Genomic DNA, 16,416 nt, shown 5'->3' on the forward strand with positions numbered 1-16,416 from the left:
AAAATAGGTGATGAAGAAAGCTAAGTTAGTATTGATTATTGATGATGATAATCGCAATATCTTCGCATTGCGATTGGCTTTAAAGTCGCGAGGATATCAGTCACTTTCCTGTAATAGTGCCCAAGAAGGCTTTGAATTATTGGCTAATAATAGCGATATTGAGATTGTTTTAATGGATATGATGATGCCCGATATGGATGGTTATGAAGCTATTCAGGTGATTGGGGCATCTGAAACTTATGGTCATGTTCCCGTGATTGCAGTAACAGCTCAAGCTATGCAGGGAGATCGTGAGAAGTGTTTGGATGCTGGTGCTCGTGCTTATGTGCCAAAACCAATAGATTTAGATCTATTAATAGGTATAATTGAACAGAATAGTTAGATGTGGGAACCGAGTATTATAAAAAATGAGGATATCGAGTTGCTTTTGACAGATGTGGCAGAACGGTATGGTTATGATTTTACACAATATAGTAAAGCGTCATTGAAAAGGCGATTGAATCGACTATGTCTGATCGATAAATTTACAAGCTTTGCAGAACTGCGATATCGGGTGATAAGCGATCCGGAATATCTGCAACGGTTTGTTGAGGAAATTACCGTCAACGTCACCGAAATGTTTCGGGATCCAAATTTTTATAAGGCTTTACGCGAGGATGTTTTTCCACGGTTAGGTACTTATCCCTTTATAAGGATCTGGATAGCGGGCTGTTCTACTGGAGAGGAGGCCTATTCGATTGCAATTTTGCTTAAGGAGGCCAATTTATATCATAAATCATTGATTTATGCCACTGATATAAATCCTGGAGTCTTAGAGCGGGCAAGTAGTGGGATGTTTCCCATCAGTCAAATGCAACATTATTCAGAGAATTATATTCAGTCTGGAGGGATAGAGGATTTTTCTAAATATTATACCGCTAATTACGATTCTGTAAAGTTTAACGGTGATTTAAAAGATAAAATGATCTTTTCAACACACAATTTAGTATCGGATACTTCTTTCAATGCATTTCAGCTAATTCTTTGTCGGAATGTGCTGATTTATTTTGACAAGGATTTGCAAAATAATGTTTTTGATTTATTTGATGAAAGCTTAGATACGCTGGGATATCTGGCATTGGGGTCTAAGGAAACTATTCGTTTTTCTAATTTGGAGAAAAAATATAAACAAATTAATGATGAACGAATATGGAGAAAAACCCGTTCATCATAATTCTCGTTTCAAATGAGTGATTCAATATTCGTAATTGGAGGTTCAGCAGGAAGTCTCAAGGTGCTGTTGGAGGTATTACCTCAACTTGATACGGATATATTGTTTCCTATTGTTATTATTGTGCATCGTAAATCCTATCCGGGATCTGTACTCAATAGATTATTAGCTAATAGCAGTAAATTGCCGGTTATGGAAGTAGAGGATAAGATGACTATTTTTCCCGGGAGCATTTATATCGTTCCGCCTGACTATCATATGCTTTTTGAAAATCAAACCCTGGTATCCTTAGACTTTTCAGAAAAATTAAATTTTTCACGTCCATCAATTGATATTACATTTCGATCAGCCGCAGAGACCTTTAAGGAGAATGTTGTTGCGTTGCTGTTATCAGGAGCAAACGCTGATGGGACGAATGGATTGAAAGAGATAAAGAAATATGGAGGAACTATCTTAGTGCAGGATCCAGAGACAGCAGAAATAGATTATATGCCTAAGCAAGCCCTATTGTCTATGGCGGTAGATCTGGTATTAAAACCATCCGAAATTGCGTCTTATATCAATCAATTGCGTATTTAACGCAACTAGCCTTGCGTTAGTTTTTTATTATATTAGCACCTTATTAACGTTTTCCTATACTTTGATTTACGATGAAAGATAAGACTATATTGCTCTTTGATGATGATGTGAATATACTGGAGGTTTGCACCATTATTTTGGAAAATTATGGATATCAGGTGGCTACATCTGAGACATCACATGATATTATTGAAAAAGTAACGGCTGTTAAACCTGATGTTATTTTAATGGATAACTGGATTCCTGAAATTGGCGGAATCAAGGCTACTCAACTTGTAAAACAGCATCCGGATTTTAATCATATTCCTGTTATATATGTTTCTGCGAATAATGATATTCAGCTATTAGCAGAAGAAGCGGGTGCTGACAGTTATCTCGAGAAACCGTTTAATTTGGACGATCTTGAAAATGCCGTTAAATCTATGTTGAACTTAGCGAAATCAGATTTAAATGTTTAAATGAATGGCTTATTCAATATGAATTAAAAAAGGATCCTGCTTGTTCAGGATCCTTTTTTAGTTCAACTCTATATTTTTTAAAACATTTATTTATCATTCATTAATTTTTATCTCCTGCGAGTTGTAAAGGATTCTAAAATAAATGTTTATCTATGATTGCGGAACAAGAAACTCAAGGACGTTTTCTCTTACTTCCAATATTGCAACATTCTTGAGCGGCAGTACCAGTTCGTCATCTATATGCATGTAGGTACTCTCACAATCAATGGTAAGCTGTTTAGCTTCAAATTTTTTATAGTCAAATGTAACTTCTTCTCCGTTTAATCTTTTCTTAATAAAAGCAGCGAAATCTGATCTTTGTGCCTCATCTACATATACGACATTGAAAAGACCATCATCTGTCACCGCTTCTGGTGATAATATTAGATTAGGACCCACGGATTGAATGTTCATAATTTCAAGTAACAAGCATTTGCCTTCGTAGATTTTATCATCGGCTTTTATCCAAAATTTTTCAGCTTTAGCAGTCGTAATAATTTCATGAAGGACTTCTAAAGCTAATTTTAGTTCATCTTTTGCGGTGTCAACTTTACTTTTATCAACGGATTCCATTTTCTGGATTAGGTGTGGAAAAACACCATATCCAGCGCCCTCTAAGAAGAAATCTGTCGTATCAGCATTTTTAATCACCCCTACATCAAAACGCTGTCGCTTACTGTTTTTCCAGTTTTTGATATGATCTAGATTTTTTTTGGTACTGTCAATCCCCAATGCTATGGACAGATTATTAGCAGTCCCCATCGGTAATATGGTGATAGGGATTTTCTTTTCAAGTGAATTTCTTTTCACCAATTCCTTAACGACTCCTCTTACGGTTCCATCGCCACCGGCTATTACAGCAAAATCTGCTTGATCTATTTGATGAATCCATTGATCTCCATTTTTTACCGAAAAGTATACACAAGCATAACCTTCCTGTTCAATTAATGTTATTAAATCAGATTTTAAATGATCCTCATCGCCTGCGCCCGGATTGTGTAATAAGATTGCTTGTTCCATAGATTTAATTTATATAACAACATTTAGCTTATCCATTTGTTGTTATTTATATAAAATATTTATTTGCAGAAACGATAGAAACTATGAGAATTTTAATAACAAATGACGACGGTATTTATAGTCCAGGTATTGCATCTCTAGCAAAAGTGGCTCGGAAATTTGGACAGGTAAAATTAGTGGCACCAGATGTTGAGCAGTCTTCGATGGGACATGCAGTCACACATTCTAGACCATTGAGTTATAAAAAATCTCCGATTGTATTTGAAGATGTGGAGGCTTATCGCGTAAACGGAACTCCAGCAGACTGCGTTGCCATGGGCATACATTTATGGAATGATGTTGATGTGGTTTTATCAGGAATTAATATGGGACCTAATCTAGGTAATTCGATGTGGCATTCGGGAACTTTGGCGGCCGCCAAACAGGCCGTCTTGTTTGGTATTAAAGGTATCGCACTGAGTACACCCGTGGGAAAAACAGAACCTGACTTTGAAGCGCTAGAACCCTTTGTAGAGCAAACATTGGCGCTTCTGTTGGCGGATAAGGAATTGGCTCTTTATAACGTTAATTTTCCTGAAAAGCCAACAGAAATCATCTGGACGAGACAGTCTGTGCGATTATATGATGGTACAATTATACCCGGAACGGACCCATTGGGACGAAAGCACTATTGGTTTACGGTATCTCCACTAGAGCCAGCTGATGAAGGTACAGACAGATGGGCTGTGGAGCATGATATGGTATCTATTACGCCATTGCGATTAGATTTGACGGATGAAGCAACGCTTTTGAAAAGGCTTGGAGAAAAATAGGTAATATTATTATCAATCGCGCTATTTATTTAAATGCTGATGTACATTAAATATATAAATGAAAATGAGAAATTTAAATATTGCTTTAATACTGATTATGAATGCCGTTTTCTTTTCGTCTTGTGGCGAGAATATGAAAAATAATTCCGATCTAAATAATACGCTAGATACAGTTCATCAGCAATTAAAAGGTCTTCCCCTCAATAATCTTGATCGGGAGAATCCTACAGATACCGTAGGTCATTAATAGACTTAAAGAAGCTTTGTTCGTTTTATCTAATGCAACGCTTAATCTGCTTCATCTCTGAGGGTGCGAATCTGATCGTGTGCCTTTTTTTGCTTTTCTGCATGATTTCGAATCATAGTGACGATAGCTATAGGAAGATCTGGGGCTTCTTTTAAAGCCTTTTCATACTCTTTTTTACTTGCGTCTTCACCACGTTCACATTCTTCGAGAATCTGTTTACGATCATGACCACTTAATGTTGCTTTCAGATCTAACCAGAAGCGATGCAATTTACCGGAGATGCGCGGGGGAATTGTTGGAGCTTCGCCATCGACAACGGTAAATGGAGCAAGCTCGGAGTTGAACAGGATGGTTTCTTGGATATAATCTTCGAATAGTGAACGTAAGTCATTATCACGATTTGTTTTTAGGTTTTCTAATGCTAAGGTATAGCCTTCGATTCTGTCGTTGTTAATCTGAATCAAATCTATTAAAATTCCTGCGGTTACAGTATCTGTATACATAATTTACTTTTTAGAAATACAACTATTAGAGGAACAAACTGATCCCTTAAAAAGTTTTTCGTTGAGTTTAATGCTCTTATTTGCTGATATTTTTCTAAAACAAAAATAAAAGATACAGAGTATTTGTCAAGATGCGTTAAGCCGGGGGATTACTGATAAAGTAACTATAAATCTTTAACGAAAAGGGTCTAATGAAAATTAGACCCTTTATCTATACGTTCAGCTGTACCGTATTTTTTGTTTCCTCATTAACGATACAGCATATTATGTGAAATAAATCAGTTTTAATAGTTTAATGATAAACCGAATCCCCAGCCCATATCACTATCGTAATGCGTACGTATACCCATATTTTTATTGATTACATATGTCAGGTCACCCATATATTCTAGATCTGTGTTGACCATAAAACCACCTCTTAATCTGGGTGAAATAGGAATGTCTTCGCGCATTAATTGTAAGCGTACTATTCCGTCATGATATACTTCAGCTTGAAAATTTACGAGCATAGGGAGCGTATACATAAATCCGGCACTGACAGCCCTTCTGACATCTTTCTTATTAACCTGTCCAAAGATGTTTTTTTCATGCTCGTCTTCACCCATTCTTCTATATCTCCAATCAAAACCTACAAATGGCATAAACCATTGCATTTTTCCGATGTATCGGCCTAAATGGGTCTCTACTTCATATCCATGCATATCATTATAGCCCAATCGCCATTCTGTTCCTAATGACCATCTGGCATTTTGTATCATTGCACCACCGTCATTACCGTTAGTCGCGAAATCATTTTGCACCATGAAGTGGGCCATATTACTTTCTTTCTGTAACGCTTTATAGGCCTTTTCTTTGTCTGGGAGTAACGGATTTTTATAATCGCCAACTTCAAACACTCTATTCATGCCCGCCATCATGTGGTATAAAATATGGCAATGGAAAAACCAGTCCCCCTCTTCGTTAGCTAAAAACTCAATAGTATCGACTTCCATGGGCATGACATCAATAACATTTTTCAGCGGTGCATTTTCTTTTTTACCGTTGATTACTCTAAAATCAAACCCATGCAGATGTATTGGGTGTCTCATCATGGAGTTATTGTAGAGGGTGATGCGTAATATTTCACCTTTCTTTACCGGAATTTTATCACTTTCAGCCAACACTTTATTGTCCATACTCCAGACATATCTGTTCATATTTCCGGTTAAGGTAAATTTAATATCTCTTACCGGCGCCTCTTTTGGCAGGGTGGTATTATAAGGAGATTTGAGCATTGCATAATTTAGCGTTACAATATCTGCTAAAGCATTGGCATTATACCGATCTTTATCATCGGTCATTTTATGGGAGCCATGTTGACTATGATCCTCTTTCTTTGTTTTGTCACCAGATTCTTTTTTTGTCTTATCACCAGATATTTCAGGATACATAACTACGTTCATATCCATTTGGTTCAGGCTCATCTTCATGCCCATATCATCCAGATCCCCGTTCATTTTCATCATGTCATTCATCATCTTCATGCCTTCAAAATATTTAAGGCGAGGTAATGGAGATATAAGCTGTTTTTTCCCGTTTCCTACAAAGTAACTTGTTGATTTTGTTCTATCTTCTGTAGTGGCCATGAATTCATACGAAGTGCCTTCATTAGGGATTGTGAGTACAATATCATAAGTTTCAGATACTGCAATCATTAATCGATCTACTTCTACAGGTTCTACATCGTTACCATCATTGGCTACAACGGTTATTTTACCTCCTGCATAACGAAGCCAAAAATAGGATGATGCACCACCATTTGATATGCGAAGACGAACTTTGTCTCCTGCTTTCAAAGTCTTATTATCTATTTTTTCTAGATTGGAGAACTCGTTCCCGTTCATTAAAACCTTATCGTAGTACACATCACTTACATCCATAGCCATCATACGTTTCCATTCATTTTTGACTTTAGTTTTAAAGTGACCTTCTTTAATAGCCTCGGCATAAGATTGGGTAGCACCTTTTTTGATGGCGGCCCAATCATTCGCATTATGCAGCATTCTATGTATGTTATCCGGATTTAGGTCTGTCCATTCACTTAATATAATTGGTATAGTAGGTAAATCGTCAATTCCTTTTCTGAAAGTTTTATCATCACTTCTTTTTTTCAGGATGAGACTGCCGTACATACCGATCTGTTCCTGTAAACCCGAATGGGAGTGATACCAATGTGTACCATGTTGGATAATAGGAAAGCGATAGGTATATGTTGTATTGGGTTTTATCGGTTCTTGGGTAAGATGGGGTACTCCATCCTCTTTATTAGGCAAAAATATGCCGTGCCAGTGTAAAGATGTATTTTCTTTTAGTTGGTTATGCACCACAATTTCGGCAGTATCACCTTCTGTAAATGTAAGAGTGGGCATAGGAATTTGTCCGTTAACCGAAATTGCCCGTTTTTCTTTCCCTGTAAAATTGACAATGGTATCTCGAACATACAGGTCATATTTGACAACTTTTTGTGCAAACGCAGTTGTTGCACAAATGAGCATAATCAATGTCTGTAACGCTTTTATAGATACATGCTTAGCTATATACATTGTTTATTTATTTTTTAGTGGAAGTTATTCCTGATGTTTTAACCAGTGAATAAGTATTTTTGTTTTTTCTGCATTTAATAGTTACATATAGCATATAAGAATATGATATACGTTGTCTATCTTATTTTAGAACTGTATTTATTAATTCAACGTTTCCACTGTGCTACCACAAGTCAACATTTTAGAACCAAAGTATGGGTTTTTGATGTCACTATCTTTACTCAACCAATGTGCACCTTTTCCTGCGTTAAACATCGGACAGTGCTGGTAGTAAATAGGACTCTCCAATTTAGATACTTTTGCTAGATCATAAATTGTTTTGGAAACATTTGCAAATAATTCACGTTGTTTTGGAACGGATTTAGATTTGGAAATACTTTCTACATGAGCAGTTAAGTCACTGATTCCTTTCATCCATACATCATGTTCTTTAGAAGATAGTGTATTCATATCTACTGCTTTAACAGTCGAAAGTAAGACAGTTGCTTGGGTGGAGGTAGCTGCCGCGTCAGTCTTTATTAAAGCATCTTTGACCGAAAAATAGCTATCAACAACTGCCTGCAATGGATTTTTGCTTTTTGTGGTAGCATCATGCGTTGCATGATTGGACATCTCATTATGATCTTTCAGCAGCATGGCATCAGTTTTGGTGCCAGTCTTTAATTCTCTTGTATATTGGCAACATTCAGGAAGCTTTATATATACATCCGCAGGAGCTAGAAAATCTTCGCTGTCATAACCTGCTAAGGCAATACGCTTTAAGATTTCTTCTCTACTCGTTTTTTGAGTATCATAACTGATTATAGCTTTTTTTGTATCAACATTCCATTCTACCTGAGCGACATTTTTGCTATTTCCTGCTTTTTCAATGGTTTTTTTACACATGTCACATTCTCCATAGATATTGACGGTTTCAGTTTTTGTATTATTAATTTGGGCATATGTATTTATAGATGATAATAATACAGTGATTACTACCAATATTTTTGATGTAGATTTCATGATTTTAATAATTAAAATAATATAAATTAAGGATTTTCAAAAGCTGATTATAGCTTTTGATAAGACGTACTTTGGGCATTAAGGGCCCTTTTTAACCTATTTTGGGAGGTAACCAGATGTTTGAAAATTCCGAATAATAATTATTTTGCTGAAATCCGAATTTTTGTTTGGCAACAAAAGAAAATTCTTTCAGATTTATATCAAATGGAATGGTTAAGAAAACGGAACAAGAAGAAGAGAGGCATCTACATGTTACATGATCGCACTTGCTATGGTTGCAGTCTCCGTGATCAGCTTTTTTAGAAGTATTATCTGAACAGGTATTATTTGTTTTTGAATGGGTAGTGTGCTGTTCGTGCGCAGTTGAAGTATGTTGCTTTTTAGTACTATCCTTTTCACAGGAATAGCCCGTACTTGGCAACAATAAAAAGCCAAGACAGATTAACAAGATAATACCAATATGAGTCTTCAAATTCTTCAATATTACAAATTTATAAATTAATTGTATTATTTAGCGATATGATGGTAATTTTTATTTTCTGTAATAGCTATGGTATCATTTTAAATGTTTACATATAATTACTGCTAGCTTCTTCAGCCATGGAAATTTTACATTGAACAATATTAAAAACAGAAAATTATAAGTTGATATTTGTATTGTTTTTTAATCTCTTAAAAACTATTAAAAAAATTGATGCCTGAAATATCTGGTTTCTAGATTTATTCTGATCTCATTATCTAACCAACCTACTTTACTAAAACAACTTTATCAGTTATGTGTTTAATCTTAAACATCTGATCTGCAATGGTTCGTGTTTTGTTTTTTTTAATAAATTAAGTTGAACAACCTAAAGATCACGTTATGCAGTTTGCTACTCTGACCAGATCCATCCTGTTAGACCTGCAGTCAAAAGGATATAATATATTAACCTCTAAGAATAGGATTGATGATGAGAACCCTACCTGGTATCCGATCAGTGTGCCCAATGTATGGGATTATCTGCTACAGCTAGATAGTAAAACAAATGTATTGAGTTTTCAGGAACCGGCTGTCCTTGTTATTGAAGATGCTTTGTTAAATGCGGAAGATGAGCAGCTTGATGGGGAGGTATTTATTGAGGATGATCATTATTTAAGACTGAACCAACGGCTTCACATCTATAATCAATATTATCAATTTGTAGCCAATCCGGAAGTTTATGATTTTTCATTCGACCCGCAAAGATTGATTATCCGTAATTATGCGCTGCATACTGGGGATCATAGTATGTATCTGGACTATCTGCAATTACATTATCCTGAACATGTTGCTGTAGGAATGAATGATTTGGAGTCTTTGACTCGATCTTTAATCTGTCTTGATGCTACTCAAGCACATAAGTGGTTTATGATGCACAATGTCGCAGTCGTAGAATCTGATATTTGGGTCTGTGATGAAGATGCTATTTTAAAAGTATTGGCTGTTCGGGGAGATGATTATACCTGGCATATTTCTGGTGATACTGACGAATTAATCTACAATCTTATTGCGCCACAAGATGTCTTGCCTATGCATGATCTGTTTTGGATTGATACAAGGGTAAGATAGGGGATATTATGCTATCAAAAAAAAAAGGATCGATTGTATGTCGATCCTTTTTTTTTGATATGCTATGATTATTTATTCTGTTCCTCCACCCAATGCACGATAAAGATCTGTTGAAGCATCAAATTGTTCTTTTTGAATCGAAATGGCCTCTAGATCATTTTGAAGGGAGTTATTCTGTGCAGTGATAACTTCAAGATATGTTGCCATTCCACTTCTATACAGCAACATTGCATCACTAACAGCCTTTTGCAATGCCGTTTTTTTCTGTTCTATCAGTGTAATACGTTGGCTTGCGTACTCTCTTTTTGCTAAAGCATCAGATACCTCACTCACAGCAGTCATGACTGCCAGACGAAATTGTTCGGCAGATTTTTCCTGTTCGATTTTTGCTATTTCATAAGCTGTTTTTAACTTCTTATTTTGAAAAATAGGTTGGGTAATGTTACCAGCAATATTCTTTACTAATGAACCAGGTAAATCAAACCAATTTTCAAATTGGAATGAATTTGTTCCAATAGAAGGAGTTAATCTCAAAGAAGGATACATCTGAGCCTTTGCAAGACCAGTACCTGCGTTAGCAACTACCACAGCATATTCTGCAGCTCTAACATCAGGACGTCTACTGAGCATATCGGCAGGAACACCTATTGGAAAGCTTTTCACAAAGGGTGTCGTATCCATTGTATTTGCTCGTGATATGCTATCTGGAAAAGACCCACAAAGAATACTCAGTACATTCTCTTGTAGTGCGATGTTTTGCTTAGCAAGGGGTACCAATAATTCAGCAGTTTTCTTCTGGGCTTCAGCTTGATCCACCGCCAGTGAATTGGTTTGCGCAGACTCGAACTGAAGTTTTATGATGTGCAAAGTCGTATCGCTCAAAGCAATGTTTCGCGAAGCAACTTTAAGTTGCTCATCCAAAGTAATCAAATTGTAATAAGCCTGTGCGACTTGACTTACAATACGTGTTCGCAATGCTGATAAATTTTCACGTTGCATGAAGAAGCTTGCTCTTGCAGATTCTTTTTGCAACGCAACTTTCCCCCATATATCCGCTTCCCAAGAAATATTAAGAGAAGCAGAATAATCGTCCATGTGTTGATTTCCTGTAAACTGCTCACTCAAAGAACCGTTCAAAGAGCTTTTTGATAGGTAGTTTCGTGCAGCAGATATCGAAAGATCAGCTGTTGGAAGAAGTCCCAGTTTTGCCTGTTTATAGGAAAGATCCAGCTGACGGAGACTCATCATAGCGATCGATATATCCTTGTTCTTATCAAGTGCCTTATCGATCAAAGCCGTCAAATAAGTATCTTTAAAGAAAGTTTTATAGGGCAAACTAATGGTATCACCTGTCACCTCAACCGTATTCCTATAACTTTGTGGAGTCTCCAACTCTGGACGACTATATTTTTTGTTTACAGAACATGAGGACAACAAAGTTGCCACTCCAATACCGTAAATTATATTATTTATAGATAATGCCATTATTCAACACTTTGAATTTTTTGATTTTTATTTTTACCCGATACCTTTTCCTGAAGATATTGAAAGAGTATATAAAGGATCGGTATGACAAACACACCTAATATTACGCCTGAAAGCATCCCTATTGCGGCGCCCGTACTGATCGATCTATTACCCATTGCAGATCCGCCCGTAGCAAACATTAATGGAATCATACCAGCAATAAAAGCTAGAGATGTCATGATAATAGGACGTAATCTTGATTTTGCACCCTCAATGGCAGACTCTACAATAGAATAACCTGCAGCTCGCCGTTGTACGGCAAATTCAATAATTAAGATTGCATTTTTAGCTAATAATCCCACAAGCATAATCAATCCTACCTGTACATAAATATTATTATCCAATCCGATGGCTTTAATCGATGCAAATGCACCAATAATACCTGTTGGAATAGATAGCAATACTGCAAGTGGTAAAAGGTAACTCTCATACTGTGCCGCTAATAAAAAGTAAACGAATAGGAGACACAACGATAAGATAACTAACGTTTGATTTCCTGCTGACTTTTCCTCTAAACTTAAGCCAGTCCATTCGTAACCGTAGTCTGACGGCAACTTGCTTAATACATTTTTTTCCAGATTATCCATGATTTCTCCGTTACTGGCGCCGGGTAGAGGCACTACACTAATGGTCAGCGCATTGAATAAGTTGTATCTACTTAAGGATTCTGGACCATACGCCTTATGTAGTGTAACCAGTGATTTCACAGGAACCATTTGATTTTGGTCATTACGGACAAATATTTCATTAAACGAATTTTCGTCTGTTCTGAATATTCCATCAGCTTTTACGTTGACACGGTAGAATTTACCAAATCGTGTAAAGTTCATGGATTGATCACCTGCGAAATAGGTCTGGATTACGTTCATCATGTTACTGATTTCGACACCCATTTGTTGCGCTTTATCCTCATCAACTTCAAGTTCAAGTTGGGGGAAATCGGTACGGAATGTTGTATAAGCAAATTGTACCCCTGGTTGTTGCATAATTTGTCCGATAACCTCATCGGACATCTTTTTCAGTTTTTCTGGCGATTTTCCACTTTTATCCTGTAATACGATTTCGGCACCGCTTGTAACCCCATATCCGTCTATTGGAGGGCTTCTAAAGGCCATTATAGTTGCTTCTTTAACAGTTGCAAACTTTGCTGTTAGATTTCCTAAAATCACATCAATATCTTTCTCCGCACCACGATCTTTCTTATCTTTCAACTTGATAAAACCCATAGCATATGCTGGACTGGCACTATTTGATAGAATGTTGAAGCCTGTAATAATGGTACTATTCTGTACTGATTCTTCTTTTTCCAACATATCATCTATACGTGCAGCAGCGGCAGTTGTCCGATCTAAGGCGGTACCCGGAGGCATACTTAAACTGAAGATAATAAATGAATCATCTTCCATCGGAACAAAGCTTTTTGGTGTACTGATCATCATCCAGCCTGCTAGTGCAGTAATCACAATAACTAAACCTGCACCGATCCACTTTTTAACAATTAAGAACCGTAATCCTTTGATATATTTACCTGTTAAATTCTCAAATCCAGCATTAAATGCAGTAAAGAATCGTTTTCCAAATCCTTTCTTTTCGACTTCTCCATGATGACCCTCGGCATGATTATTTTTCAATAATAAGGCACAAAGGGCAGGAGTAAGGGTTAACGCATTAACCGCCGATATAATAATTGCAATCGCCAATGTATAGGCAAACTGCTTATAAAAAATACCTGCAGAACCTGTCATAAATCCGATCGGTATAAATACCGCAGACATAACTAAAGTAATCGATACAACTGCACCCGTGATCTCACCCATAGCACTATGAGTTGCCTCTTTTCCGGTCATGTTTGTGCCTTCCATTTTACTATGGACGGCTTCGACGACCACGATGGCATCATCGACGACGATACCGATTGCAAGTACAAGTGCAAAGAGTGTCAGTACGTTTATTGTGAAACCAAAAGCAAGCAGAAAGAAAAATGTTCCTATGATCGCTACCGGTACAGCAATTGCAGGTATAATAGTCGATCTAAAGTCCTGTAAAAACAAGAATACGACGATAAATACCAGAATAAATGCTTCAATCAAAGTAGATTTCACCTGGCCTGTTGCTTCGTCCAAACGCTCTTTTGTACTCATCAAACTGGTATAGTCTACGCCAGGAGGAAAGTTTTTGGAAGCACTCTTTAATACATCGCGTACACCGATTTCGATGTCATTTGCATTAGATCCTGTAGTTTGCAGAATTGCAACAGTAACTGAGTTTTTACCGCTCATAGTTGTATTTCCACTATAACTAAGAGAACCAAATTCTATACGAGCTACATCTTTTAAGCGTACCAAAAGCTCACCATCACGTTTAACAACGATATTTTCATATTCATGAGGTTGGCTTTTTTTACCTTTATAACGCATTACGTACTCCAGTGCAGCATTCGATTCTTCACCCAATTTACCGGGTGCCACCTCTAAACTTTGAGTGCCGATGGCTCTACTTACATCTGCAGGTTCTAAACCATAAGAAGCCATTTTCTGCGGATTGAGCCAAACACGCATTGAATAGTCCTTTAAACCAAAAACCTGTGCCTGACCTACACCGGGTACACGTTTAATCTGTGGTATGACATTGATGTTGACATAGTTTTGAAGAAACAACTCATCATATTTTTCATTATCATCCGTATACACGTTGAAGATCATGATCATACTGTTCTGTTGTTTTGAGGTCGTAAGCCCCATCCGGATTACTTCCTCTGGAAGTATCGGCGTTGCTTGCTGTACTCTGTTTTGCACGTTTACAGCGGCCTGATCAGGATTGACACCTTGTTTGAAGATAATGGAAATGGAAAAAGAACCATCATTACTTGCAGTAGACTTGATATACTGCATGTTTTCCACACCATTGATCTGCTCTTCCAGTGGTGTTACCACTGAGCGGATCACGGCCTCACTGTTCCCACCAGGATAACTCCCCGAAACCATTACGGTGGGTGGAGATATATCTGGAAATCTTGTTACAGGAAGTCTTAATAATCCTATAACACCCAATATTAATAGCACAACCGAAATAACGGTGGCCATTACTGGTCTATCTATAATCTTTTTTAACATGTTGATACTCGTCTAAAAATTAATTTTTTAATGAGTCTTGACTGATTACTTTAGGTTGAACTACAATTCCTTCTGTTAATTGGTCAATACTATTTACGGCTATTTTATCGCCCGCTTTTACGCCGGATTTGATGATATAATCTGCACCTGTTCTACCATTTATTTCAATAGGTTTCATTGCCACTTTATTGCTGTCAGCGAGGACATAAACAAAAAATTTGTCTTGAATATCTTTCACTGCTGCCATAGGTAGCTTGATTGCACTGTTCAGACTTTTAGTTAAAACCACTCGCGCTGCACCTCCTGAGCGTAAAATTTTATCTGGATTTGAAAATACCGCTTTTAGTGATATCGTTCCTGTGTTACGATCAATGTTACCACTTGCAATTTCAACCTGACCTTTTTGATTATATTTGTTACCGTCGGCCATGATAATCTCTACCGTGTTCATTCCGGCATCTGTTTTTCTATCATTCATAAAAGCAATAAATTTTGCTTCATTGAGGTTGAAGTAAACAAATACCTGATCGATTTCAGATAAACTTGTCAATGGATTGACATCAGAAGGTGTGACCAAATTTCCGACCCTACTCGGAATACGGCCTATATATCCACTTACTGGTGCTTTGATAATTGCGAAGGCAGCGTTTAACTGTGAAGAGCTCACTGCTGATTTGGCTTGTGCCACTTGAGCACTTGCTGCATCATATTGCGCTTGTGCAGTTTTTAGCTGTAGGTCTGAAACAACCTTTCCCTGAACTAGAGGTCTTATTTTTTCTAATTCAATCTGTGCATTTGCCTGTGCAGCTAGTGCCGATTGTAACGAAGCTTTACTGTTATTCACCTGCTCATTGAAGACATCACTTTTAATTTTAAAAAGTGATTGCCCCTTTTGTACATATTGTCCTTCCTTCACATATGTCACTTCTAGGTAACCGGAAACTTGTGCTCTAATATCGACATTGACTGTTCCCTCTATGGTACCAGGATAAGTTTCTACAATCGTAGTCGGAGACTCTTTTAGCTCAATGAAATCAGCAGGAACAGCTTGTTGTTCATACGATCCATCTTGTTTTTGTCCGCCACATGAAATAAATAATAAACCGAAAGCAAATACGGCTGTATATAGATTGAAATTGTTTGTTGCTTTGAATTCTTGCTTTACCATTTTTTTATGATTAAAATTTCAAATACAAATAACAGAAGATTAGATGGTTTAAGAAAGAAATAATTGACTGAACTGGTGAAAATAGCTTCTGAACCGAAATAGTGATCTACTGAATCATCACGATGTAAATTGGTAAGTATAGCCGATTGTTTTTGTTTTAATACGATAAAATTAGAATTAAGTCTAGTAACAATTAGGATGTTAAATTTAAAATTATCGAGAGCAACAGCTATATTATTTTTATTTCATGTAACAGCAGTTTTGTAATTTATTGCTTTCTGTTGATGGAATTTTTTGTGATCAGAATGGTTTTTAATGTCAAAACAATCAATGTGTTGTGTTTTTTTACAATTATGTCATGTGATTTTTTATAGATAAACTCAACATAATAATTATTATTTCAAAATGTCAATGTTCATGCAATGGGAATGAATGTTTATATTTTATATCTTTGTTATGCTTTAGGGGTATTCTAAAAAAGAATTGAGAGAGTCCCTTTGAACCTGACACGGCTAATACCGACGTAGGGAAAAGCAATACAGTACACCTGTGCTGTTTTGTATGTGGT

General features: G+C 36.7%; 15 protein-coding genes and 1 riboswitch. Of the genes, 7 read left to right on the forward strand and 8 right to left on the reverse strand.

Features of this window, described 5'->3' with window-relative positions; translation table 11 throughout:
* Positions 1–10: 10 nt before the first annotated feature.
* From WH188_RS17020 to WH188_RS17035, 4 genes are all read left to right on the forward strand, one after another.
* Positions 11–382 (forward strand): response regulator, encoded by a 372-nt coding sequence (locus WH188_RS17020; protein ID WP_021188095.1) that lies wholly within the window; start codon positions 11–13, stop codon positions 380–382.
* Positions 383–1,213 carry a CheR family methyltransferase gene (locus WH188_RS17025; protein WP_339424435.1) on the forward strand — a complete coding sequence of 277 codons (831 nt, stop codon included), beginning with the start codon at positions 383–385 and terminating at the stop codon, positions 1,211–1,213.
* A 12-nt stretch (positions 1,214–1,225) separates the two neighbouring features.
* Positions 1,226–1,789, forward strand: coding sequence for a chemotaxis protein CheB (locus WH188_RS17030; RefSeq protein WP_132773827.1), 564 nt, complete (start codon positions 1,226–1,228; stop codon positions 1,787–1,789).
* A gap of 71 nt (positions 1,790–1,860) precedes the next feature.
* Positions 1,861–2,247, forward strand: coding sequence for a response regulator (locus WH188_RS17035; RefSeq protein ID WP_021188098.1), 387 nt, complete (start codon positions 1,861–1,863; stop codon positions 2,245–2,247).
* Positions 2,248–2,397: 150 nt separating this feature from the next.
* Here WH188_RS17035 and WH188_RS17040 read toward each other — a convergent pair whose 3' ends face one another.
* Positions 2,398–3,306 (reverse strand): diacylglycerol/lipid kinase family protein, encoded by a 909-nt coding sequence (locus tag WH188_RS17040; protein ID WP_168126917.1) that lies wholly within the window; start codon positions 3,304–3,306, stop codon positions 2,398–2,400.
* A gap of 83 nt (positions 3,307–3,389) precedes the next feature.
* Here WH188_RS17040 and surE point away from each other — a divergent pair, with 83 nt between their 5' ends.
* Together surE and WH188_RS17050 are read left to right on the forward strand one after the other, a co-directional pair.
* Positions 3,390–4,118, forward strand: a complete 729-nt coding sequence (surE, locus tag WH188_RS17045; protein ID WP_168126916.1) for a 5'/3'-nucleotidase SurE — start codon at positions 3,390–3,392, stop codon at positions 4,116–4,118.
* A 64-nt stretch (positions 4,119–4,182) separates the two neighbouring features.
* The gene (locus WH188_RS17050) at positions 4,183–4,365 is read left to right on the forward strand and encodes a hypothetical protein (RefSeq protein WP_206368353.1); all 183 of its coding nucleotides are present in this window, start codon (positions 4,183–4,185) and stop codon (positions 4,363–4,365) included.
* Positions 4,366–4,406: 41 nt separating this feature from the next.
* On the opposite strand, the gene WH188_RS17055 is transcribed toward WH188_RS17050, so the two are convergent.
* From WH188_RS17055 to WH188_RS17070, 4 genes are all read right to left on the reverse strand, one after another.
* The gene (locus WH188_RS17055; protein WP_132773835.1) at positions 4,407–4,868 is read right to left on the reverse strand and encodes a ferritin-like domain-containing protein; all 462 of its coding nucleotides are present in this window, start codon (positions 4,866–4,868) and stop codon (positions 4,407–4,409) included.
* 284 nt (positions 4,869–5,152) lie between these two features.
* Positions 5,153–7,450 carry a multicopper oxidase family protein gene (locus WH188_RS17060; protein WP_168126914.1) on the reverse strand — a complete coding sequence of 766 codons (2,298 nt, stop codon included), beginning with the start codon at positions 7,448–7,450 and terminating at the stop codon, positions 5,153–5,155.
* A 141-nt stretch (positions 7,451–7,591) separates the two neighbouring features.
* Entirely contained in the window at positions 7,592–8,452 is an 861-nt protein-coding gene (locus WH188_RS17065; RefSeq protein WP_168126913.1) for a DUF3347 domain-containing protein, read from the reverse strand.
* Positions 8,453–8,543: 91 nt separating this feature from the next.
* Entirely contained in the window at positions 8,544–8,933 is a 390-nt protein-coding gene (locus WH188_RS17070) for a hypothetical protein (protein ID WP_021188103.1), read from the reverse strand.
* 381 nt (positions 8,934–9,314) lie between these two features.
* On the opposite strand from WH188_RS17070, the gene WH188_RS17075 reads away from it, so the two are divergent.
* Positions 9,315–10,040 (forward strand): hypothetical protein, encoded by a 726-nt coding sequence (locus WH188_RS17075; RefSeq protein ID WP_168126912.1) that lies wholly within the window; start codon positions 9,315–9,317, stop codon positions 10,038–10,040.
* Between the two features lie 72 nt (positions 10,041–10,112).
* On the opposite strand, the gene WH188_RS17080 is transcribed toward WH188_RS17075, so the two are convergent.
* Genes WH188_RS17080 through WH188_RS17090 form a run of 3 tightly spaced genes read right to left on the reverse strand, consistent with a single transcriptional unit; the run spans position 10,113 to position 15,848 of the window.
* Positions 10,113–11,525: an efflux transporter outer membrane subunit gene (locus tag WH188_RS17080; protein WP_206368351.1), complete on the reverse strand. Its 1,413-nt coding sequence runs from the start codon at positions 11,523–11,525 to the stop codon at positions 10,113–10,115.
* Complete coding sequence (locus WH188_RS17085; protein WP_021188105.1) at positions 11,525–14,680, reverse strand: efflux RND transporter permease subunit; 3,156 nt, start codon at positions 14,678–14,680, stop codon at positions 11,525–11,527. The genes WH188_RS17080 and WH188_RS17085 overlap by 1 nt, the downstream gene beginning before the upstream one ends.
* 19 nt (positions 14,681–14,699) lie before the next feature.
* Positions 14,700–15,848, reverse strand: a complete 1,149-nt coding sequence (locus tag WH188_RS17090) for an efflux RND transporter periplasmic adaptor subunit (protein WP_021188106.1) — start codon at positions 15,846–15,848, stop codon at positions 14,700–14,702.
* 453 nt (positions 15,849–16,301) lie between these two features.
* Positions 16,302–16,395: riboswitch (TPP riboswitch) on the forward strand.
* The last annotated feature ends 21 nt before the right edge of the window (positions 16,396–16,416 follow it).

It is taken from the genome of Sphingobacterium sp. MYb388, assembly GCF_037479535.1.
Lineage (GTDB): Bacteria > Bacteroidota > Bacteroidia > Sphingobacteriales > Sphingobacteriaceae > Sphingobacterium > Sphingobacterium anhuiense.